This window comes from Enemella evansiae (assembly GCF_004362375.1).
Taxonomy (GTDB): Bacteria; Actinomycetota; Actinomycetes; order Propionibacteriales; family Propionibacteriaceae; genus Enemella; species Enemella evansiae.
The window spans coordinates 1112432-1133803 of the sequence record NZ_SNXA01000008.1 but is presented as its reverse complement, the minus strand read 5'-3'; the positions used below and the strand labels follow the sequence as shown (position 1 = coordinate 1133803).

Sequence of the window (21372 nt, the reverse complement as noted above, 5' to 3'; positions counted from 1 at the left end):
GCATCGTTGGACCACTGGTCGTAGATTGGCTGGCATGTGTGGGCGCTACGCGGCCTCGGCCGATGAGGCCGAGCTGGTGGAGGAATTCGACATCGACGAGGTGGCCGGTGAGCTGCCCGCGGCCAGCTGGAACATCGCCCCGACCGACCCGGTCGCGGCCATCGTGCAGCGGGTCTCCAAGGATGACGGGGAGAGCCGGCGCAAGCTGGTGCCCCTGCGCTGGGGGCTGGTGCCGTCCTGGTCGAAGGACACGAAGGGCGGCGCCCGGATGATCAACGCCCGCGCCGAGACCGTGGCCGAGAAGCCGTCGTTCCGCAAGGCCTTCGCGGCCCGGCGCTGCCTGCTGCCGGCAGACGGCTACTACGAGTGGTACGCCACCGAGGCGCCGCCCGGTGGCAAACCTGGCAAGCAGCCGTATTTCATCCACCGCGGTGACGGCGGCCGGCTGGTGATGGCCGGGATCTATGAGTTCTGGCGCGACGACTCCCGGCCCTCCGGTGACCCGGACGCCTGGTTGAGCACCTGTTCGATCATCACCACCAGCGCCACCGACGCGTTGGGCCACCTGCACGACCGGATGCCGATGGTGATCGCCCGGGAGGCCTGGGACGACTGGCTCGATCCCGGGCTCACCGACCCGGCGGCGGCCCAGGAGCTGCTGCGGGTCACCGATGCCGAGCTGCTGGCGGCGTACCCGGTCGCGAAGGCGGTCGGCAACATCCGCAACAACTCACCCGAACTCGTCGAGCCGGTCGAGGCGCCGTGATCGTCGACCTGGAGACCCCGCTCGGCCCCTCCCGGATGTACGCCGCAGCGCCCACCGCGGGCGATCCGCGGGCGGTGCTGCTGCTCGGCCACGGCGCCGGCGGGGGAGTCGACGCCCCCGACCTGGTCGCGCTGACCGGACTGGGTGAGCAGGGCATCGTGGTGCTCCGCTTCGAGCAGCCGTGGCGGACCGCCGGCCGGAAGATCGCGCCCGCCCCGGCCCGGCTGGACGAGGGCTGGGCGCCCGCGGTGGCGTACGCCGAGGAGACCCATCCGGGGCTGCCGCTGTTCGTCGGCGGCCGCAGCGCCGGGGCGCGGGTCGCGGTCCGCTGGGCGGCAGCGCACCCGGTCGCCGGGGTGGTCGCGCTGTCGTTCCCACTGCACCCACCGGGGAAACCGGAGAAGTCCCGTGCTCCCGAACTGCTCGGCGCCACCGCCCCGGTGCTGGTGCTGCAGGGCGAGCGCGACCCCTTCGGCACCCCCGCGGAGGTCGCGGCCGTCGTCGACGAGGCGGGTGCCGACCAGATCCGCGTCGTGGTGGTCCCGAACTGCGCGCACGAACTGAAACCACCGGCCCGGGCGGCCAGCACGCCCGCGCAGATCGCGGCGGTGCTGACCTCCGATGTCACCGACTTCGTCGACCGGATCGTCGGCGGGCGGGGGAGAGCCGGGGAATAACCGGCGACCCGGTCCCGTTGTGCCGGGTGATGACGAGCACAACTTTCCCGGCACCGGTACTGTCATACGTGATGACACTGCCGAGCGATGAACTGCGCGACCCGGAACTCGATCTGTCGACCGAGACCGAGGCCGAGCGCTCCGCGCGCTTCGAGCGGGACGCTCTGGGGCATCTGGACCAGCTCTACGGCGCGGCCCTGCGGATGACCCGCAATCCCTCCGATGCGGAGGACCTGGTGCAGGAGACCTACGCCAAGGCGTACCAGTCCTTCCACCAGTACACCCCGGGCACCAACCTGAAGGCGTGGCTCTACCGGATCCTCACCAACACCTACATCAACAGCTACCGCAAGGCGCAGCGCTCGCCGAAGATCTCCGACGGGGAATCGGTCGAGGACTGGCAGCTGGCCCGCGCCGAGTCGCACAGCTCCACCGGGCTGCGCTCGGCCGAGATGGAGGCGCTGGACCGGATGCCGGATTCGGCCGTCACCGACGCGCTGAACAACCTCTCCGACGACTTCCGGACCGCGGTCTATCTGGCCGATGTGGACGGCTTCGCCTACAAGGAGATCGCCGAGATCATGGGTACGCCGATCGGGACCGTGATGTCCCGGCTGAACCGCGGCCGCGCCCAGCTGCGCAAGGCCCTGTCCGATTACGCCCGGGATCACGGGATGCTGCCCCAGGACGCATCGTGACGCCCCGCGAGCCGCAGGATCCCGGACCCGAGCTGGATGGCCCCGAGCTGGACGGTGCCGACGCCGAGGAATTGCGTCGGCTCGCCGAGCAGGACTGCTCGGTGGTGCTGCAGCGGGTCACCGCCTTCCTGGACCACGAGCTCGACGGTGCGTCCACCGAGGTGATCCGGTTGCATCTGGAGGCCTGTGAGCGCTGTGTCGAGGACTTCGACGCCGAGCACGCGATCAAGCAGCTGGTGAACCGCTGCTGCCCCGAGGAGAAGGCGCCCCAGCAGCTGCGGGTGAGCATCATGACCTCGATCACCACGTGGCGTCGCGGCTGAGGGCGTCGGGGCTGAGGGTTTCGGGGCTGGCGATTCCGCGATCCGGGTCCGGACGCGATAGGGTTACCTGTCGATCATCACAGACAGCAGGAGGCTGACATGGGCAAGACCGGCCGCAAGCGCCGCGCGCGTCGCAAGAAGGGCGCGAACCACGGCAAGCGCCCCAACGCCTGAGCACACGCTCAACCACCGAGCCCGGGTCATCGACCCGGGCTCGCGGCGTCTTGTGACCAGTGAGTAGGTTGGTGCCCATGCCGCTGCTGTCCACCCTGGTCCGCGATCACACCGACATCGGGCCGGAGGACGAGGAGTTCCTCACCCGGCTCGTCGCGGAGTGGCATCTGCTCGCCGATCTCTCCTTCTCCGATCTGGTGCTCTGGATCCCCGACACCGATCCCAACATCTTCTGGGCCGCCGCCCAGGTCCGCCCGGCGACCGGCCCCACCGCGCTGGAGTTCGACGTCGCCGGCGACGAGATCGCCTACCTGCCCGAACACGGGGTGCCGGAGGCGTACCTCACCGGAACCGAGGTTGAGACCTCGGAGAACAAACTGCAGGCCGGGATACCGGTCGACGTGCACGCGGTGCCGATCCATCGCGACGGCAAGGTGCTGGCGGTGATCGAGCGGCACACCAACCAGATGGGGGTCCGCGCGCCCGGTGCGCTGGAGGACAACTATCTGGAGATGGCCGAGGTCCTCACCGAGATGGTCTCGCGCGGGGAATACCCGACGGGTACGCCGAGCGACATGGTCTTCAGCCCGCGGGTCGGTGACGGGGTGTACCGGCTGGACAAGAATCGCAACGTCGCCTACGCCACCCCGAACGCGATCACCGCGCTGCGTCGCCTGGGTCTGGATTCCTATCCCGAGGACGAGCACCTGCCCTCGCTGCTGCGCGGCCTGGCCGAGGCCGCCGGGGGCAGCGCGCCGGCCGATGAGGCGTACTTCACCACCGAGATCTCCGAGGTGGAGGCGATCGCCGGGAATGTGACGATCCGGCTGCGGCTGGTGCCGCTGCGCGGTGAGGACGGTTCGGACGAGCTGATCGTGCTCTGTCGCGACATCACCGAGATCAGCCTGCGGGAGCGTCAGCTGGTCACCAAGGACGCCACCATCCGGGAGATCCACCATCGGGTGAAGAACAACCTGCAGACGGTGGCCGCGCTGCTGCGGATGCAGGCCCGTCGCTCGCCCGAGGCGCGGGTCGCGTTGACCGAGGCGATGTCGCGGGTGGCCGCGATCGCGGTGGTGCACGAGACGCTCTCCCAGACCTTCGACGAATCGGTGCCCTTCGACGATGTGGCCGACCGGGTGCTGCAGATGGTCGGCGCGGTGGCGACCCAGCACGATCACCCCGAGGGGGTGCGGGCGCGCCGCGAGGGCAGCTTCGGCATGGTCCCGGCCCCGGTCGCGACCGCGCTCTCGCTGGTGGTCACCGAACTCTGCCAGAACGCCATCGAGCATGGGTTGAGCGGCTCCAGCGGCGGGACGGTCACGGTCCGCCCGCGCACCGATGCGGGCTGGCTCGAGGTCGAGGTCGTCGACGACGGGACGGGGCTGCCGGAGGACTTCCAGCTGGCCACCTCGCGGAGCCTGGGGTTGAGCATCGTCTCGACCCTGGTCCGCGACCTGGGCGGCACCTTCGAGCTGATGAACAATCCGGACGCGCCGGGATCGCTGGCCCGGGTCCGGCTGCCGATGGCGAACGACTCCTGATCGAGCCCCGGGCACGATGGGCCCCGGAACACGATGAGCCCCGGGGATCCATCCCCGGGGCTCCGTGCTTCTTCGTGCTGATCGATCGCCAGGCGATCTCAGGCGTGTCCGATTCGTGCGCTCACGCGCTGCGGATTCTGGACCGAGCGGCGCGGCGCTTCATCGCGCGACGCTCGTCCTCGGACAGGCCGCCCCACACACCGTGGTCCTGGCCCGCCTCCAGTGCCCACTGCAGGCACTGCTCTCGCACCGTGCACCGCTTGCACACCTGCTTGGCCTCTTCGATCTGCAGCAGCGCGGGTCCGGTGTTTCCGATCGGGAAGAAGAGTTCGGGATCCTCGTCCAGACAGGCTGCCTCATGGCGCCAATCCATGCCTTGGTCCCCTCCTCTCAGGTTTCGGGCCCACGTCTCCGGATCGCGGCGCTGCGGGGGAAGCTGGGGGCCCTGCTCATTGTGACCTGACAAGACTGGCAAGTAAGTCCGATGAAAACAAGATCTTGACAGGTCGGTTTGCTCACACTAATCGGCTCTGACTGCGTGGGTTACCCGGTTCGGCGGTCGATCAGACGGGGGTATGCCGGTAGTCTGGGCCGGTGCCCGAAACACCCGAGACGACCGCCCCCGCCGCGAGCCGGCCGCGCACCCTGATCGTGGCCGCGCTGATCCTGCTGCTGGAGGGGTTGGTCTGTGTGGTCCTCGGCGTGCTGGATGCGTTCAACGTCCGCGGGAACCGGCCGGTGGTCGGGGTCGGTGGGGCGATCATCCTGATCGGCTACGGCCTCGCCCTGGGTGGGTTGCTGGCCGGCGGGCTGCTGCGGATGCGGACCTGGAGCCGGGGGCCGGTGGTGGCCACCCAGCTGATCAACCTGCCGATCGCGTGGTCCTTCTTCGGTGGTGCGACCTGGCCGATCGCGGTGGCGCTGGGTGCCGCCTCGATCGTGGTGATCGGCTGCGTGCTGCATCCGGCCAGCACCCGGGTGCTGGTCCGCGACGCCGCGGACTGAGGCGGACCGGGCCGGCCGCCGGGTCAGGCGTCGTCGGCGTCCACGCCCTGGCGCACCCGGGTCAGGAAATCCATGGTGCGCTGCTGCTGCGGATCGCCGAGCACCTGCTGCGGCGTACCCGACTCGACTACCTGACCGTCGGCCATGAACACCACCCGGTCGGCGACCTCGCGGGCGAACTCCATCTCGTGGGTGACCACGATCATCGTCATGCCCTGGGCGGCCAGCTGCTTCATCACCGACAGCACCTCACCCACCAGTTCGGGGTCGAGCGCACTGGTCGGCTCGTCGAAGAGCATCAACCGCGGTTCCATCGCCAGCGCCCGGGCGATCGCGACCCGCTGCTGCTGGCCGCCGGAGAGCTGGGAGGGATAGTAGTCGGCCCGGTCGGCCAGCCCGACCCGATCGAGCAACTCCGTCGCCCGGGTCCGCGCCTGCTGCCTGCCGATGCCCTTGACGTGGATCGGGGCCTCCATCACGTTGCCGATCGCGGTGAGGTGCGGGAACAGGTTGAACCGCTGGAAGACCATCCCGATCTCGGCGCGCTGCCGCGCGATGTCGCGGACGTGGCGGCGATGCAGCCTGCCGTTCTTCTCGGTGATCCCGATCAGCTCGCCGTCGACCCAGATCCGGCCACCGGTGAGGATCTCCATCTGGTTGATCAACCGCAGGAAGGTGGTCTTGCCCGAACCGCTGGGGCCGAGCAGGCAGACCACCTCACCGGAGTGCACCTCCAGGTCGATGCCCTTGAGCACCTCGTTGTCGCCGAAGAACTTGGTGGCGTTCAGCGCCCGGACCAGCGGCTGCGCGGTGGCGGCGGTGTCGCTCAATGGTCGGCTCCCATCATCAACCGGCGCTGGGTGTCGGCCTCGCCGCCGAAGCCGCGGCCGAAGTGGCGTTCCAGCCAGGCCTGCCCGACCATCAGCACGCTGGTCGCGATCAGATAGTAGAGGGTGGCCGAGATCAGCACGGGGAAGGTCTGATAGGTCCGCGACCCGATCGCTCTGAGCTGGAAGAACAGCTCGGTGGACAACGGGATCGCGAGCAGCAGCGAGGTGTCCTTGAGCATCGCGATGGTCTCGTTGCCTGTCGGCGGCACGATCACCCGCATCGCCTGCGGCAGGATGATCCGCCACATCGCCTTGCCGGGGCTCATCCCGAGGGCCTCGGCGGCCTCGGACTGGCCCTTGTCGACCGAGAGGATGCCGGCGCGGGCGATCTCGGCCATGTACGCCGCCTCGGAGGCCGCCATCCCGATCACCGCACCGGCGAAGCCGGCGAAGATCGCGTTCGCATCGAGGGTGAGGAAGCGCCAGCTGGTGCCCTCGGGCAACCCCAGCCACGAGATGATCTTCCAGTCGAAGGGGACACCGAAGGCGAGGCCCTGCTGGAAGACGATGCCGAGGGCGCCCATGATGGTCAGCAGCACATAGCGGGGGACGGCCCGGAAGAACCAGGTGTAGGCCCAGGAAACCGCTTTGAGGATGGGATTGTCGCTGAGCCGCATCACCGCCAGCACGACCCCGCCGAGCACCCCGAAGAACATGCTGAACACGGTGACCAGCAGGGTGCCCTTGATGAACCCCTCGATGACCGGTTTCTGATTCATCGCCTCGGCGATGAAGGGCCAGTCGAAGGCCGGGTTGAACAGCACCATGTTGAGGAACATCAGCGCCAGCACCGCGATCACCGCGACCGCCACCCAGCGCCACGGGTGGCGTACCGGGACGGCGTCGATGCGACCGGGGCGCTCGGCGGTGTCGGCTGCCTCGCGGGTATCGGGGACCTGGCTGCTCATCGCGCCCTGCCTCAGGAGGCGGCCGGGTTCACCTGGAAGGAGCTGATCGCGCCGTTCTCGGTGCCCCACTTCTGCAGCGCGCGCTCGTAGCTGCCGTCGGCCTTGGCCTTGGTGAGCGCCTCGGCGATCGCATTGGCGAAGTCGGTCTGATCCTTCGGCACCACGATGCCGTAGGGCGCGGCGTCGTAGATCTCACCGAGCGGGGCGAGCTTGCCCTGGGACTGCTTGGCGGCGTACGCCACCACCGGCGAGTCGGCGAGCATCGCGTCGGCGCGGCCGGAGACGACGGCGGCGGTGGCCTGGTCCTGGCCGTCGAACTGCAGCACGTTGATCTTGTTCGCGCCGCACTTCTCCTGCCGCACGGGCAGATCGTCCTGGTCCTGGGTGGTACCGGTCTGGACCGCGACGGTCTTGCCGCAGGCGTTCTCCGGGTCGACCTGCTTGGGATTGCCCTGGGCGGTGGCCCACTGGGTGCCGGCGTTGAAGTAGCTCACCATGTTGACCTGCTCGAGCCGCTTGTCGGTGATGGTGAACGAGGAGATGCCCAGGTCGTACTTCTTGCCCTGGACACCGGTGATGATGGTGTCGAAGCCGGCCGGCTGGTATTCGACGGTGACGCCGAAGCGGGCGGCGACGGTGTTCAGCACGTCGATGTCGGCGCCGATCACGGTCTTGCCGTCGGCGTCCAGGAATTCGTTGGGCGCGTAGGTGGCGTCGGTACCGACGACGATCTTCTTGTCGGCCTTGATCTTCTCCGGGAGTTTGGCGGCCAGCGCCTGGTCGACCTGGACGGGTTCCTGGGTGCCACCGGCCGGGGTGGCGGCGCCGCCGGCGCCGCTGCCACCGCTGAGCGAGGTGGATCCGCAGGCGGCCATGGTCAGGGTGAGCGTGGCGAGTGCGGCCGTGGTGGCCAGGGAACGAGTGCGCATGGTCAACTCCAGGGGTTGGAACAGGTGGGCAATATTTCCACTACGGCGGGGTCTGGGGAAATCACGATGCCGAATCGTTGTCCAATCGGTGTGCACCGGCGGCCGGTTCGGCGGTGAACCACTCGGGTGCGCCGAAGCCGTTGGTGGCGAATGCGGCGGCGATCTGGCGGGCGATCGGCTCGGCCCTGCCGGTGGGGCAGAGCGCGATGATGCAGCCACCGAATCCGCCGCCGGTCATCCGCGCGCCGAGCGCGCCGGCGCTGCGGGCGGTCTCGACGGCCAGGTCGACGGTGGGCACGGTGATCTCGAAGTCGTCACGCATCGAGGCGTGCGAGGCGTCCAGTGCGGGTGCGATCTCGGCGACCCGGCCGGCGCGCAGCAGATCGGCGACCGCGAGCACCCGGGCGTTCTCGGTGACCACGTGCCGGGCGCGGCGCAGCAGCAGGTCACCGTCGGGCTGGTCGGTGAGGGAGGCGAGGGCGGTGACGTCGGTGATGTCGCGCAGGGCGGGTACGCCGAGGGCGGCGGCGGCCTGTTCGCAGGAGCGGCGGCGTTCGGCGTACGCGGAGTCGACCAGGGAATGCGGGGTGCGGGTGTCCAGGACCAGCAGCTCCAGGTCAGCGGCCGGGAGATCGAGGGGGACCTGTTCGGTGCCCAGGTCGCGGCAGTCCAGCAGTAGGGCGTGGCCGGCGGTGCAGAGCGTGGAGGCGGCCTGGTCCATGAAGCCGGTGGGGGCGCCGACGTAGTCGTTCTCGGCCTGCCGGGCGGTCTGGGCGCGCTGCATCCGGGTCAGGTCCAGTTCGCAGAGGTCGGCGACCGCGGCGACGGTGGCGCAGCAGATGGCGGCGGAGGAGGAGAGGCCGGCGCCGACCGGCAGGTTGGAGTCGAAGACCAGGTCCAGGCCGCGGAGCGGGAGGTCCTGCTGCCCCAGTGCCCAGAGCACACCGGCGGGATAGGCGTACCAGCCCGGGAAGGTGTCGGGGACCGGGTCGCCGAGGTCGGCCAGGGTGAGGTGCGCGCCGTCGGCCTCGCTGGTGGAGGCGAAGGTGACCCGGTCGTCGTCGCGGAGCCGGGCGGCGACCCGGATGCCGAGGGGGAGGGCGAAGGGGAGCACGAAGCCGTCGTTGTAGTCGGTGTGCTCACCGATCAGGTTGACCCGCCCGGGGGCGAACCAGTGGCCGTCGGCGGCGGGCAGGTCGAACGTGGGCACAGGCGAAGGTCCTTTCGGTAGGGTCCCCATCATGCCGTTGCGCCGCCGTGATGTCGTCGTCACCGCGCTCGGGATCCTTGATCAGTACGGGTTGGCCGATCTGACGATGCGCCGGATCGCGGGGGCGTTGGACGTGCAGGCGGGCGCGCTCTATCACCATGTGGCGAACAAGCAGTCGCTGCTGGCTGCCCTGGCCGATGAGATCCTCGCCGGGTTGCCGGAGCCGATCGGTACGCCGGGGGAGATCGTCACGGTCTGGGCGGATGCCTTCCGGGCGGCGCTGCTGGCACACCGCGATGGGGCGGAGCTGGTGGCGTCGGTGCTGAGCATGCGGTTGGCGCAGACCTCGCCGGTGGATCATCTGGCGGGATTGCTGGCGGGATCACCGGCCGCTGTGGAGGTGGATGCTCGCGTGGTGGCGGCGACGGTGGTGCACCTGGTCCTCGGCCATGTGATCGACGAGCAGGGTCATGCGCAACTGGTCGAGCTCGGGGTGGTGGCGCCGGATGGCGCGGCTCCGGATCCTGATGCGACGTTCGCGGGCGGGGTACGCCTGTTGGTCACCGGCCTCTGACGTCCCGTCGGCTGAGCGCGCGAGGATCCTTCCATGGTCATCGAGCAGGTCGCGCAGCGACCGTGTCGAGATGCCCCCCGTTCCTGAGCCGGGTCAGAATGGTAGGGGCTCGGCCGATTCGCTGCCACGGTGGGGAATCAGGGCAGGCTGGTGCTCCGGGTGAACCGGCTTCTTCGCCTTCTTCTGTTTCGCCGCCTCGGCTTGTTCGCGGGCAGCTTGGCGTAGGTCGCGGAGGCGTTGGGCTTTGCGGGCGCGGCGGAGTCGCTCGCGTTCGCGAGCTTCGTCGGCTGCTTGTTCGGCTTCGGCCTGTTCCTTCTCCAACTGGGTCTGCCCGTTGCCGAGGGTGTCCCGAAGTAGCTTTTCGGTCCGGGACAGCGAAGCCGCGGGGTCGTTGATCAGATGATCGGGTGGTGGATGGTCCCAGGTCCCGTGGTGGCTGACCCAGGCCTCCTGCCCTGCGGGAGTTCGCCAGTGGAACACACCGGGTGAGGGTTGCTCGAGAATGAACCCGGCATGGGTTCTGGCGCGGTGGGCTGGCCGGTTCAACGGCCCCAGATTGCTGGAGCTGGTCGGTCCCTCCGGTGCGGGGATGGTGTGGTCCAGGTCGATCCCGCGGCCGAAGGCGGAGCGGTTGGAGCGGGGGAACATCACATATCGGTCCCGCAGCTTCACCCGCTGCGCCAACTCGTCGCTCGGTCGGTAGGTGTTCACCATCACCGGCGCGGCCAGGTCGATCACCGGCCGCACCCGAACGGTGCCAGCGCACTGGGCGAGCAGCTCCTTCAAGTGCTGCAGGGTGACCGGCCCGAGCGCGTCGCCTTCACCACCGCGGCGGTTGGCGAGGTCCTTCTGGTGGACGTGCAGGATCAGCTCCGCACCGTGCCGACACCGCTCCGAGGTGGGCGTGACGATCTCACCATGCTTGTTGACCACATCACCGGTAGGGGTGACGGTGGCGCCGTCGAACAGTGAGGGTTGCAAGAGTTGCCGGGCCCGCTCGGGATGCGCCAGATGGCCCAACGCTTCGGCACGCAACTCATCACGACTGGCCGTGGAGCCACCGGCCTTCAACACATCCGCGAGGCGGTCGAGGGTGCCGTTCAACTGGGCGGCGTCACCGGCGTCCAGGTTGGCGTAGAGGTCGGTGATCCCCGGGGTGTTCCGGCTGGGGGTGAACTCGACGCGGCGCTGCTTCTTGGCGGCCTGGCGTTCGGCTTCTTTGTCGTCGTTGAGCATCAGTGCGACCTGGGCTTCGGTCGTCGCGACCGCTCGCTTGGGCGTGAGGTTGATCAGCCGGAGTGACCAGAGGGAGTCGAACTCGCGGGCCTGGGTGAAGTTCAGCTGCAAGGCGGCGCGGGAGACATCGCGGGCGACCCAGACGGGGATGTCGCAGTCCAGGGTGGCCTGCCACAGGATCGGATGCCGATGGCGCAGATTCAATACGTCCGCGGTCCAGACCTGCGCGGTCTCCGGTGAGCAGCCCAGCGACATCGCGAGTTCGAGGTGGAAGAACTCGGTGATCCCGGGCGTACCGTCCGCGCCGGGGAAGACGAGTTGTTCACCGTGGAGCACGCGGGCGGTCAACTCGTCGGTGTGGGTGTTGAGGCCGGAGTAGGTGTCGCAGGCGGCGGCGATCGCGACCAGGCGGCGGGCTTCGGCCTGGGCGATCTGGTCGCTTTCGGCGCGGATCGCGGCGAAGACCTGGGCTCGTTCGGTGGTCATCTTTGGTCACCTCCTCTCATCTGCTGCATCCAACAATAGTCACTGTGTTCGATTCAGTCAAGAGGGTTTGGAGAAGTTCTTGGGCGAATCTGTGGGCTTGGCTTCGACTCCCTCGTTCCTCGGTCGCTCAACCGGCGCACGGGTTCATCTCGACACGGTCGCTGCGCGACCTACTCGATGAACGGGGGAGGGCTCGCTGCGCGACCTACTCGATGAACGGGGGAGGGCTCGCTGCGCGACCTGCTCGATGAACGGGGGGAAGTGGTGCGGAAGCCAGCGATCCCGCGCACCGAGGGGTGCGCGGGATCGCTGTGTCGGCAGGAAATGCGACCGATCAGTCCAGGTCGTCGTCCTCGTCGTCGAGGCGGGCCAGCCAGGTGGCCAGCCGCTCGATCGGCGTCTCGAACTCCGGGTTCAGGTCGACGAAGGCACGCAACTGCTCGGCCACCCAGTCGAGGCTGACCTCCTCCTCACCGCGGCGTCGCTGCAGCTCCTCGATGCCGCGATCGGTGAAGTACAACCTACTTCTCCGTGGCCGGGGCCAGTGCCCGCTTGACCAGCTCCGCCTGCTCGGCCTGGTGCACCTTGGCCGAGCCGACGGACGGGGCCGAGGACGCGGGTCGGGTGATCGGGGTCATCTTCAACTCATACCCCGACGGCATGTTCTCATCGAGCGCGGCCGGCAGGTTGTAGGCCATGAACGGCCAGGCGCCCTGGTTCTCCGGCTCGTCCTGCACCCAGCGGATGTCGGTGACGTGCTCGTAACCCTTGATCGCCTCGGCCAACTCGGCACCCGGCAGGGGGTAGAGCCGCTCGAACGCGATGATCGCGACCTCGCCCTCCTGCTTGTTCTTCTCCCGGGCGGTGACCAGATCCCAGCGAACCTTGCCGGAGCAGAAGATCAGCGTCTTCACCTTCGACTTGTCGGTGATCGTCGGGTCGTCCAGGATCGGCTTCCAGGACCCGTCGGTGAAGTCCTCCGGCTGCGACACCGCGCGCTTGTTGCGCAGCATCGACTTCGGCGTGGCGACCACCAGCGGCCGGTGCCAGTGCACCTGCGCGTGGGTACGCAGCAGGTGGAAGTAGCTGGCCGGCGTGGACGGCTGGGCCACCGCCATCGCGTCCTCGGCGCACAGCTGCAGCCAGCGTTCGAGCCGGGCCGAGGAGTGGTCCGGGCCCTGGCCCTCGTAACCGTGCGGCAGCAGCATCACGATGCCGGACTTCTGGGTCCACTTCGCCTGACCGGCGGAGATGAACTCATCGGTGATGATCTGCGCACCGTTGGCGAAGTCACCGAACTGGGCCTCCCAGGCGACCAGCGCCTCGGGGCGGGCCACCGAGTAGCCGTATTCGAAGCCGAGCACCGCGTACTCGCTGAGCAGGCTGTCGAAGACCTGGAACTTCTCCTGGCCCTTCTGCATGTTCCGCAGCGGCACCCACGGCTCGCCGGTGACCCGGTCGATGATGGCCGCGAACCGCTGGGAGAACGTGCCACGGCGGGAATCCTGGCCGGTGAGGCGTACCGGATGCCCCTCCAGCAGCAGCGAACCGAAGGCCAGGATCTCGGCGGTCGCCCAGTCGATCGGACCGTTCACGATCGCCTTGGCCCGACGCTCCAACTGCGGCAGTACCTTCGGGTGGCCGACGAAGCCGTCCGGGGTGTTCACGTGCGCGTCGGAGATCACCGCCAGCATGTCGGCGTCGATCGAGCTGTGCGGCTCGGACCGACCCGGCTTGGCCGGGTACCGCGGCACCCGCGCGTAGTCGTCGCCGTCGGTGTCGCCGTCCTCGCGAACCTCGTTGAAGACCTCTTCCAGTCGGTGCTGGAAGCGGCTCATCGCCGCCTCGGCGTCCTCGGTGGAGATGTCGCCACGACCGATCAGGGCCTCGGTGTAGAGCTTGCGGGTGGACCGCTTGCGCTCGATCAGGTCATACATCAACGGGTTGGTGAAGCTCGGGTCGTCACCCTCGTTGTGACCGCGACGACGGTAGGAGACGACGTCGATCACCACGTCCTTGTTGAACGCCTGCCGGAAGTCGAATGCCAACCGACCCACCCAGGCGACCGCCTCGGGATCATCGCCGTTGACGTGGAAGACCGGGGCGCCGACCGCCTTGGCCACGTCGGTCGAGTAGACCGAGGACCGCGACTGGTCGGGGGCGGTGGTGAAGCCGATCTGGTTGTTCACCACGACATGAATGGTGCCACCGGTCCGGTAGCCGCGCAGCTGCGACATCTGCATGGTCTCGAAGACCACGCCCTGACCGGCGAAGGCCGCATCGCCGTGCATCAGCAGCGGCAGCACCGGGAATTCCGTGCCCTTGTTGAGAATGTCCTGCTTGGCGCGGACGACACCCTCGAGCACCGGATTGACCGCCTCCAGGTGCGACGGGTTCGCCGCGACCGAGGTGAGCACGGTGTTGCCCGACATCGACTTGAACTCGCCCTCGGCGCCCAGGTGGTACTTCACATCACCCGAGCCCTCCGAGGAACGCGGGTCGAGGTTGCCCTCGAACTCGCGGAAGATCTGCGCATAGGACTTGCCGACCACGTTCGCCAGCACGTTCAGCCGGCCGCGGTGCGGCATGCCGATGCAGACCTCGTCGAGCCCGGCATCGGCCGCCGCCTCGCAGATCTCGTCCAGCAGCACGATCGCGGATTCCGCACCCTCCAAGGAGAAACGCTTCTGTCCGACGAACTTGGTCTGCAGGAAGGTCTCGAAGATCTCGGCCTCGTTGAGCTTGTCGAGGATCCGCAGCTGCTCCTCACGCGGCGGCTTCTCCGAACGGTGCTCCACCCGGTCCTGGATCCAGCGGCGCTGCTTCGGATCGGGGATGTACATGTATTCGATGCCGACCTGGCGGCAGTAGGAGTCCCGCAGCACACCGAGGATGTCGCGCAGCTGCATGAACTGCTTGCTCTCGTCGCCGAAGGAACCGGTCGCGAACGGCCGGTCCAGATCCCACAGGGTCAGCCCGTGGGTCTCGATCTCCAGATCCGGGTGCGAGCGCTGGACGTATTCCAGCGGATCCACATCCGCCATGAAGTGACCGGAGGTGCGGTAGGCGTTGATCAGCTCGAAGACCCGGGCCTGCTTGCCGACCTGGGCCTCGTGGCTGACCGAGGCGTCGACGGCCCAGCGGATCGGGGAGTAGGGGATCCGCAGCGCCCGGAAGATGTCGTCGTAGAAGCCGTCCGCGCCGAGCAGCAGCTCGTTCAGCTTCTTCAGGTATTCACCCGACTGCGCCCCCTGGATCACCCGGTGGTCGTAGGTCGAGGTGAAGGTCATCATCTTGGAGATGCCGAGCTCGTTCAGCCGCTCCCGATCGGTGCCCGCGAACTCCGGCGGGTAGTCGATCGCACCGATGCCGATGATGCAGCCCTGGCCGATCATCAACCGCGGGATCGAGTGCTGGGTGCCGATGCCACCGGGGTTGGTCAGGGTGATCGTGGTGCCCTGGAAGTCGGTCACGGCGAGCTTGTTGTCGCGGGCCTTGCGGACCACGTCCTCGTACGCCGCCCAGAACTGGGCGAAGTCCAGATCGTCGGCGCCCTTGATGTTGGGGACCAGCAGCTGCCGGGTGCCGTCGGACTTCGGCACGTCGATCGCCAGGCCGAAGTTGACCTCCTGCGGCTCGACCAGGGTCGGCTTGCCGTCGGTCAGGTCGAAAGAGTTGTTCATCGCCGGCACGGCCTTGAGGGCCTGCACCATCGCGTACCCGATGATGTGGGTGAACGACACCTTGCCACCGCGGGCGCGGCGGAGATGGTTGTTGATCACGGTGCGCTGGTCGATGATCAGCTTCATCGGGACCGCGCGGACGCTGGTGGCGACCGGGATGCTCAGCGAGGCATCCATGTTCTTGGCGGTACGCCCGGGGGCGCCCTTCATCACGGTGCGCTTCGGCTCCGCCTTCGTCTCCGCGGTGCGGACCGTCGGGTTCGGCGGATCGGCCGGCAGGCCGCCGGGGTTGCCGGGCTTGGCCGGGCGCATCTCGCGGACGATGTTCGGGGCCTCGACCGAGGCACGCGGCGCGCTGGTCGCCTTCTCGCCGGTCTTCTTGTCGCCGGCCTTCTTGTCATCGACGTTCTTGGTGACCGGCTTCTTGTCGGTCTTCTTCGCGTCGGTCTTCTTCGGATCGGCCTTCGCCGGCTCCGACTTCCCGGAGTCGGACTTCTTCGTCTCCGACTTCTTGGCATCCGAGCTCTTGGCCTCGGACTTCTTCGTCTCGGGGGCACTGGTCGGCGGTGCGGAAGAGGCGGTGGTCTGCTGCTTGGTGGCCGTGGCGGTCTGAGCACCCCCTTCACCCTGCTTGGCGAAATAGTCCCGCCAGCTGGGATCCACGGATCCCGGATCCTGACGGTACTGGTCGTACATCTCTTCGAGGAGCCAGTCGTTGGCGCCGAAGTCGGACTGCTCTTGGTCGGGCGCGGGGGCCACAATCGCCTTCTTCCGGTGGTGTCGCTATGTGACGTGTCAGGGCTCAGTGCCTTCTTACGATGCTACCCAAATATTGATACCAGCCCGCAACTGGTCCGTCGGCGTGCCATCGGGCTCATTCCGCGGCGGTACGCCGTTCGCGGGCCAGGGCCTGCGGCGTACGCCAGACCGACCAGATCAGGTCGAGGGTGAACAGCACCAGCAATCCGTTCCGAACGACCAGCGCGGTGGTGGCCAGCGGGGTCCAGGGATCGTCGACGTGGAGGTCGTTGATCGCGTCGTAGAGGGTCGGGAAGACCAGCTGGGAGGCGAAGGCGATCACCAGCAGTGCGACCACCCAGCGGGTGGCCATGCTCCGGAACGGGTCCGGTTCGGCGCGGCGGCCGCGGCCGAGCCCGGTCCAGCTGACCAGCGCGGCCAGCGGGCCACCGAGCCAGGGGATGTACTGCGGGCTGAGGGTCTTGTTGGTGATGATGATGATCGCGATCACCGCCAGCATCGCGATCGCCAGGCCCCGGGAGTCGACGTGCTGCCCCGAGGTGCCCGCGGCGAAGAAGCTGCGGATCAGGATCGCCAGCACCACCAGGCCGCCGAGCACGGTGGCCACATTGCTCAGCAGCAGCAGCTTGCCGACACCCTGACCGAAGATCTCGAAGGCCTGGTAGGAGGAGATCCGGATCTCCCAGCGGTCGGGTTCGAAGGCGTGGAACAACATCAGCGGGGTCGCCCACACCGACTCGATCTGCAGACCCCGGTCGCCCTGCCAGACCAGCGGCGAGATCAGCCGCGGCCAACCGCCGGCGGCCAGGCTGATCAGCGCCAGCCCGCCGCCGGTGATCAGGAAGCCGACCAGTGCCTTGCCGCGGTTGCGGCCGTTCACCAGCAGCGGGATCAGGGCCGCCGGCCAGAGTTTGATCGCCGCACCGATGCCGAGCAGGGCCCCGCTGGTGCGGGGATGCCGGACCGCCAGCACCGCGGCCGCACCGACCAGCACCGCGGGCACCAGGTCGAATCGGTTCCAGACCAGCGGCCCGACCAGCAGCAGGAAGACCGACCAGAAGGCGATCGCCCAGCCGCGGAACCGGCCGCCGAAGCGCCACAGCACCCAGCAGAAGGCGAGGTCGAGGATCAGGATGCCGATCACGAACCAGGCGGCGTACGCCGGCCGCGAACCACCACCGAGGAGCTGCGGCAGATCCAGCAGCCAGACGACCGGGGTGGGGTACTCCCGCAGGGTGGTCGCCAACCCGGTCTCGCCGAGGTGGAAGGTCTTCTCCCAGTAGTAGTTGAGATCGCCGTACTCCAGCGCGCGGACGAAGTACCAGACCGCGAAGAGAGCGAGCCGGGAGAGGACCAGCACGGTGAGGACGACGGCGCCGGGAAGGTCACCTGACGATCTGGTGGCGGACGAGGTCCGCTCCGAGGTCTGGGTCACCTGTATTTCCTCCGGGTGATCGAGCCGAGCGTGCCTGCAGCCTACTGGCTGATCACCCGGGCCGGCCCGCTCACGGGCCGGGAGAGAAACTGGCGCCCCCGCTAGGATTCGAACCTAGGCTCCCGCCTCCGGAGGGCGGTGCTCTATCCCCTGAGCTACGGGGGCGTGACCCGTTTCAGGGCCGACGAAGACTATAGCGGATTCGTCCGGATCTGGCACAGTTTCGTCCATGACCCACATGCATGTCGCCGGATCGATCCATGCCGACACCCTGACTCCGGCGCCGAAGTGGTTGCAGGTACCCGCCGATGTGAATGCCCTGGAGGCCAAGCTCTGGTCCCGCACGGTGACCCGCGGTGCGGACGGCGTGCTGCAGGTCGGGGGAGTGCCGGTGACCGAGATCGCCGAGCGCTACGGCACCCCGGCGTACGTGATCGACGAACTCGACTTCCGCGAACGCGCCCGGGCGTACGCCGAGGCCTTCGCCGGCTGGGACGTCTACTACGCCGGCAAATCCCTGCTGGCCGCCGGTCTGGTCCGCTGGGTCGCCGAGGAGGGGCTGTGCCTGGACGTCTGCTCCGGCAACGAGCTCGTCGTCGCGCTGGCCGGTGGGATGGACCCGGCGAAGATCGGCCTGCACGGCAACAACAAATCACGCGCCGAACTGGAGCTGGCCGTCGAGCACGGGGTGGGCCGGATCATCGTCGACTCGCTCAGCGAGATCGACCGGCTGGCCGAGATCTGCGCCGAGCACCAGACCCGCGCCAAGGTGCTGGTCCGGGTCACCGCCGGGGTCGAGGCGCACACCCACGAATACATCGCCACCGCCCACGAGGACCAGAAATTCGGTCTCTCGATCGTCGGCGGGCAGGCGCTGGAGGCGTTGCGGCGCTGCGCGGACAATCCGCATCTCGACCTGCGCGGCATCCACTCCCACATCGGATCGCAGATCTTCGAGACCGCCGGCTTCGAGGTGGCGATCCGGCGCACCCTCGAGCTGCAGAAGCAGCTCGCCGACGAGACCGGGGTGGTGCTGCCCGAGCTCGATCTGGGTGGTGGCTTCGGCATCGCCTACATCTCCGCGGACACCCCGCGCTCCCCGGACTATCTGGCCGGTGCGCTGCAATCCTTGGTGGCAAGGGAATGCCGCGGTCTGGAGATCGAGGTGCCGCACCTGTCGATCGAGCCCGGCCGGGCGATCAGCGGCCCGCCCGGGATGGCGCTCTACACCGTCGGCACGGTGAAGATGGTCGAGGTCTCCGAGGGTGCCTGGCGCTGCTACGTCTCGGTCGACGGCGGGATGAGCGACAACATCCGGCCCGCGCTCTACGGTTCGGAATACTCCGCCACGGTGGCCGATCGGCGATCCGAGGCCGGCCCGGTGCTCTGCCGGGTGGTCGGCAAGCACTGCGAGTCCGGCGACATCCTGGTACGCGATGAGTTCCTGCCCGCCGACATCGCCCCCGGCGACCTGATCGCGGTCCCCGCCGCCGGGGCGTACAGCCGCTCGATGGCCAGCAACTACAACCATGCCCTGCGCCCGCCGGTGCTCTCGGTGCGCGAGGGCGAGGTGGGCACGCTGATCCGGCGCGAGTCGCTCGCTGATCTGCTCTCCCTCGACCCCGGCGTCGACGCCGCCGAGTGGACGCGATGAGCGCCGACCCGCCAACCCTGCAACAATCACGCGCCGGGACGCATCGCAAACGAAAGGCACACCGATGACCAACGCCGCCCCCCAGACCCCGCTGCGGGTCGCGCTGCTCGGTTGCGGCGTGGTCGGTTCCGAGGTGGCCCGGGTGATCACCCAGCAGTCGGAGGACCTCACCGCCCGGATCGGGCGACCGCTGGAACTCACCGGGATCGCGGTCCGGCGGACCGGGATCGAGCGGCCCGGCCTGGACCCGGCGCTGTTCACCACCGACGCCGAGTCGCTGGTGGCCCGCGACGACGTGGACCTGGTGGTCGAGCTGATCGGCGGCATCGAGCCCGCCCGCTCGCTGATCCTGACCGCGCTGCGCGGCGGTGCCTCGGTGGTCACCGCGAACAAGGCGCTGCTGGCCGAGGACGGGGCGACACTGTTCGCCGCGGCCGAGCAGGCGGGTGTCGACCTCTATTTCGAGGCCTCGGTGGCCGGTGCGATCCCGATCATCCGGCCGTTGCGCGAGTCGCTGGTGGGCGATGAGATCACCGCGGTGATGGGCATCGTCAACGGCACCACCAACTTCATCCTGGACAAGATGCACACCGAGAGCGCGGGTTTCGACGACGTGCTCGCCGAGGCCCAGTCCCTCGGCTATGCCGAGGCCGACCCGACCGCGGACGTGGAGGGTTTCGACGCCGCGGCCAAGGCGGCGATCCTGGCCAGCCTGGCCTTCCACAGCCGGGTCACCGCGGCCGACGTCCATCGGGAGGGGATCACCGAGATCAGCCAGTCCGATGTCGCCGCCGCCGAGGCGATGGACTGCACGGTGAAGGCGCTGGCGATCTGTCGGCTGGAACCGGGTGAGGACGGCGAGCAGACCATCTCGGTCCGCACGCATCCGGCGATGATCCCCAACTCCCATCCGCTGGCCTCGGTCGGCGGGGCCTACAACGCGGTCTTCGTCGAATCCCGCAATGCCGGCCGGCTGATGTTCTACGGTCCCGGCGCCGGCGGTGCGCCGACCGCCAGCGCGGTGCTCGGCGACCTGGTCACGGTGGCCCGCAACCGGGTCCGCGGCGCGGCCGGGCCGGGGGAGTCCAACTACGCCCAGCGTCCGGTGGTGCCGATCGGTCAGGTCGCCACCCGCTACTTCCTCTCCCTCGAGGTCAACGACCAGGCCGGTGTGCTGGCCGAGATCGCCAACTGCTTCGCCACCCACCAGGTGTCGGTGCAGACGCTGCGCCAGGAGAGCTCGCCGCGGCCGGGCCGGGAGGGCGCCCGGTTGGTCGTGGTCACCCATACCGCCGACGATGCCGCCCTGAGCGCGACCGTCGCCGCCCTGCGCGAGCTGCCGGTGGTGCACGAGGTGCTCTCGGTGATGCGCGTCGAGGGCGAGTGATGGCACCGGCGGCCGAGCCGCTGCCGGCGGGGCGCACCGCCCGGATCCGGGTCCCGGCGAACAGTGCGAATCTCGGGCCCGGGTTCGACAGCCTCGGGATGGCCTTCGACTGGTACGACGACTGCGAGCTCGAGGTGCTCACCGAGGGGGTCGAGGTGCGGGTCACCGGTGAGGGTGCCGAGACCGTGCCGAGCGACCGGACGCATCTGGTGATCGCCTGTCTGGATCGCGGCCTGGCGGCCCTGGGGGCGTACGCCCCGGGGGTGCGGTTGGTGGCCCACAACACGATCCCGCACACCCGCGGCCTGGGGTCCTCGGCCGCTGCGGCGGTGGCCGGCCTGCGGGCCGCCTGGACACTGGCCCGGCCGGAGGCGCCCGTCGATGAGAGCTGGCTGCTCGAGCAGGCGTACGCCGTCGAGGGCCATGCCGACAACGTCGCCGCCGCGATCCTGGGCGGTTTCGTGCTCACCTGGGTCGATGACGAGACCGGTGCCGGGGTGCATGCGGTGCCCGCACCGGTGCATCCCGACGTCCGGATCCTGGCCTATGTGCATGCCGAGCCGGTGGCGACCCGGACCGCCCGCGGCGTCCTGCCCGAATCGGTGCCACACGCCGAGGCCGCCGCCAATGCCGCCCGTGCCGCACTGCTCACCCACGCCCTCGGCCGCGCCCCGGAACTGCTGCTCCCGGCGACCCGCGAATGGCTGCACCAGGACCAGCGCACCGAGCTGATGCCGGAGTCGCTGGATCTGCTGAAATCCCTGCGAGCAAAGGGATTCGGGGCGGTGATCAGTGGTGCCGGGCCGACCGTGCTGGTGCTCACCGACGCGGACCGGGCCGCGCAGCTGGACGGCTCGGAGGCGCCGGGGTTCACCCTGCACCGGTTGGGCCTCGGCCGGGGTGCGACCAGCGAGTCGTGAGGACTGAGTGGCCCATCTCTTGCCGGGAGTGCTAGCCTCGGTGGTGACGAGGGACCCTTCGGTCCTCTCGATGCGCCTCACAGGTCAGGCGCGACGATCCTCCGCATTCGATCA

At 68.9% G+C, this 21372-nt stretch carries 20 protein-coding genes and 1 tRNA gene; 11 read left to right on the top strand and 10 right to left on the bottom strand.

What is annotated here, in order from left to right; genetic code table 11:
• Positions 1-34 precede the first annotated feature (34 nt).
• From C8D81_RS06020 to C8D81_RS06000, 6 genes are all read left to right on the top strand, one after another.
• Positions 35-766, top strand: coding sequence for an SOS response-associated peptidase (locus C8D81_RS06020; protein WP_094431865.1), 732 nt, complete (start codon positions 35-37; stop codon positions 764-766).
• Positions 763-1443, top strand: coding sequence for an alpha/beta hydrolase family protein (locus C8D81_RS06015; protein WP_208109126.1), 681 nt, complete (start codon positions 763-765; stop codon positions 1441-1443). Before C8D81_RS06020 ends, C8D81_RS06015 begins: the two co-directional genes overlap by 4 nt.
• Positions 1444-1514: 71 nt before the next feature.
• On the top strand, positions 1515-2141 hold the full coding sequence (locus C8D81_RS06010) for a sigma-70 family RNA polymerase sigma factor (RefSeq protein WP_094355417.1): 627 nt from the start codon (positions 1515-1517) through the stop codon (positions 2139-2141).
• Positions 2138-2464, top strand: a complete 327-nt coding sequence (rsrA, locus tag C8D81_RS06005) for a mycothiol system anti-sigma-R factor (protein WP_229117778.1) — start codon at positions 2138-2140, stop codon at positions 2462-2464. Before C8D81_RS06010 ends, rsrA begins: the two co-directional genes overlap by 4 nt.
• A 99-nt stretch (positions 2465-2563) precedes the next feature.
• Entirely contained in the window at positions 2564-2638 is a 75-nt protein-coding gene (locus C8D81_RS21920) for a 50S ribosomal protein bL37 (protein WP_369797015.1), read from the top strand.
• Positions 2639-2715: 77 nt separating this feature from the next.
• Positions 2716-4182, top strand: a complete 1467-nt coding sequence (locus tag C8D81_RS06000) for a sensor histidine kinase (protein WP_094355416.1) — start codon at positions 2716-2718, stop codon at positions 4180-4182.
• A gap of 121 nt (positions 4183-4303) precedes the next feature.
• Here C8D81_RS06000 and C8D81_RS05995 read toward each other — a convergent pair whose 3' ends face one another.
• Positions 4304-4555, bottom strand: a complete 252-nt coding sequence (locus C8D81_RS05995; RefSeq protein WP_094355415.1) for a WhiB family transcriptional regulator — start codon at positions 4553-4555, stop codon at positions 4304-4306.
• Between the two features lie 221 nt (positions 4556-4776).
• Here C8D81_RS05995 and C8D81_RS05990 point away from each other — a divergent pair, with 221 nt between their 5' ends.
• Positions 4777-5187 carry a hypothetical protein gene (locus C8D81_RS05990; RefSeq protein WP_094355414.1) on the top strand — a complete coding sequence of 137 codons (411 nt, stop codon included), beginning with the start codon at positions 4777-4779 and terminating at the stop codon, positions 5185-5187.
• A gap of 23 nt (positions 5188-5210) precedes the next feature.
• On the opposite strand, the gene C8D81_RS05985 is transcribed toward C8D81_RS05990, so the two are convergent.
• From C8D81_RS05985 to galK, 4 genes are all read right to left on the bottom strand, one after another.
• Positions 5211-6017, bottom strand: a complete 807-nt coding sequence (locus tag C8D81_RS05985; protein WP_324614818.1) for an amino acid ABC transporter ATP-binding protein — start codon at positions 6015-6017, stop codon at positions 5211-5213.
• Positions 6014-6985, bottom strand: a complete 972-nt coding sequence (locus C8D81_RS05980; RefSeq protein ID WP_094355412.1) for an amino acid ABC transporter permease — start codon at positions 6983-6985, stop codon at positions 6014-6016. The genes C8D81_RS05985 and C8D81_RS05980 overlap by 4 nt, the downstream gene beginning before the upstream one ends.
• 11 nt (positions 6986-6996) lie before the next feature.
• Positions 6997-7914 (bottom strand): ABC transporter substrate-binding protein, encoded by a 918-nt coding sequence (locus C8D81_RS05975; RefSeq protein WP_094355411.1) that lies wholly within the window; start codon positions 7912-7914, stop codon positions 6997-6999.
• Between the two features lie 61 nt (positions 7915-7975).
• Positions 7976-9124, bottom strand: coding sequence for a galactokinase (gene galK / locus C8D81_RS05970; protein ID WP_229237923.1), 1149 nt, complete (start codon positions 9122-9124; stop codon positions 7976-7978).
• Between the two features lie 31 nt (positions 9125-9155).
• Here galK and C8D81_RS05965 point away from each other — a divergent pair, with 31 nt between their 5' ends.
• Positions 9156-9698 carry a TetR family transcriptional regulator gene (locus tag C8D81_RS05965; protein ID WP_094431861.1) on the top strand — a complete coding sequence of 181 codons (543 nt, stop codon included), beginning with the start codon at positions 9156-9158 and terminating at the stop codon, positions 9696-9698.
• Positions 9699-9791: 93 nt separating this feature from the next.
• Here the strand turns inward: C8D81_RS05965 and C8D81_RS05960 are convergent, their stop codons facing one another.
• The 5 genes from C8D81_RS05960 to C8D81_RS05940 form a co-directional block, all read right to left on the bottom strand.
• Entirely contained in the window at positions 9792-11420 is a 1629-nt protein-coding gene (locus tag C8D81_RS05960; protein ID WP_094431859.1) for a hypothetical protein, read from the bottom strand.
• Between the two features lie 334 nt (positions 11421-11754).
• A complete protein-coding gene (locus C8D81_RS05955) occupies positions 11755-11940 on the bottom strand; it encodes a DUF6104 family protein (protein WP_094355407.1) in 186 nt (61 codons plus the stop codon).
• Between the two features lies 1 nt (position 11941).
• Positions 11942-15862, bottom strand: a complete 3921-nt coding sequence (locus C8D81_RS05950; RefSeq protein WP_229237922.1) for a multifunctional oxoglutarate decarboxylase/oxoglutarate dehydrogenase thiamine pyrophosphate-binding subunit/dihydrolipoyllysine-residue succinyltransferase subunit — start codon at positions 15860-15862, stop codon at positions 11942-11944.
• A gap of 115 nt (positions 15863-15977) precedes the next feature.
• Complete coding sequence (locus C8D81_RS05945; RefSeq protein ID WP_166646691.1) at positions 15978-17297, bottom strand: DUF2029 domain-containing protein; 1320 nt, start codon at positions 17295-17297, stop codon at positions 15978-15980.
• A 90-nt stretch (positions 17298-17387) separates the two neighbouring features.
• Positions 17388-17462: transfer RNA gene (locus C8D81_RS05940), tRNA-Arg, on the bottom strand.
• A 64-nt stretch (positions 17463-17526) separates the two neighbouring features.
• Between C8D81_RS05940 and lysA the strand changes: the two genes are divergently transcribed.
• From lysA to thrB, 3 genes are all read left to right on the top strand, one after another.
• The gene (gene lysA / locus C8D81_RS05935; RefSeq protein WP_094431854.1) at positions 17527-18951 is read left to right on the top strand and encodes a diaminopimelate decarboxylase; all 1425 of its coding nucleotides are present in this window, start codon (positions 17527-17529) and stop codon (positions 18949-18951) included.
• 64 nt (positions 18952-19015) lie between these two features.
• On the top strand, positions 19016-20338 hold the full coding sequence (locus C8D81_RS05930) for a homoserine dehydrogenase (RefSeq protein ID WP_094355403.1): 1323 nt from the start codon (positions 19016-19018) through the stop codon (positions 20336-20338).
• The gene (thrB, locus tag C8D81_RS05925) at positions 20338-21258 is read left to right on the top strand and encodes a homoserine kinase (protein WP_094431852.1); all 921 of its coding nucleotides are present in this window, start codon (positions 20338-20340) and stop codon (positions 21256-21258) included. Before C8D81_RS05930 ends, thrB begins: the two co-directional genes overlap by 1 nt.
• Positions 21259-21372 lie beyond the last annotated feature (114 nt).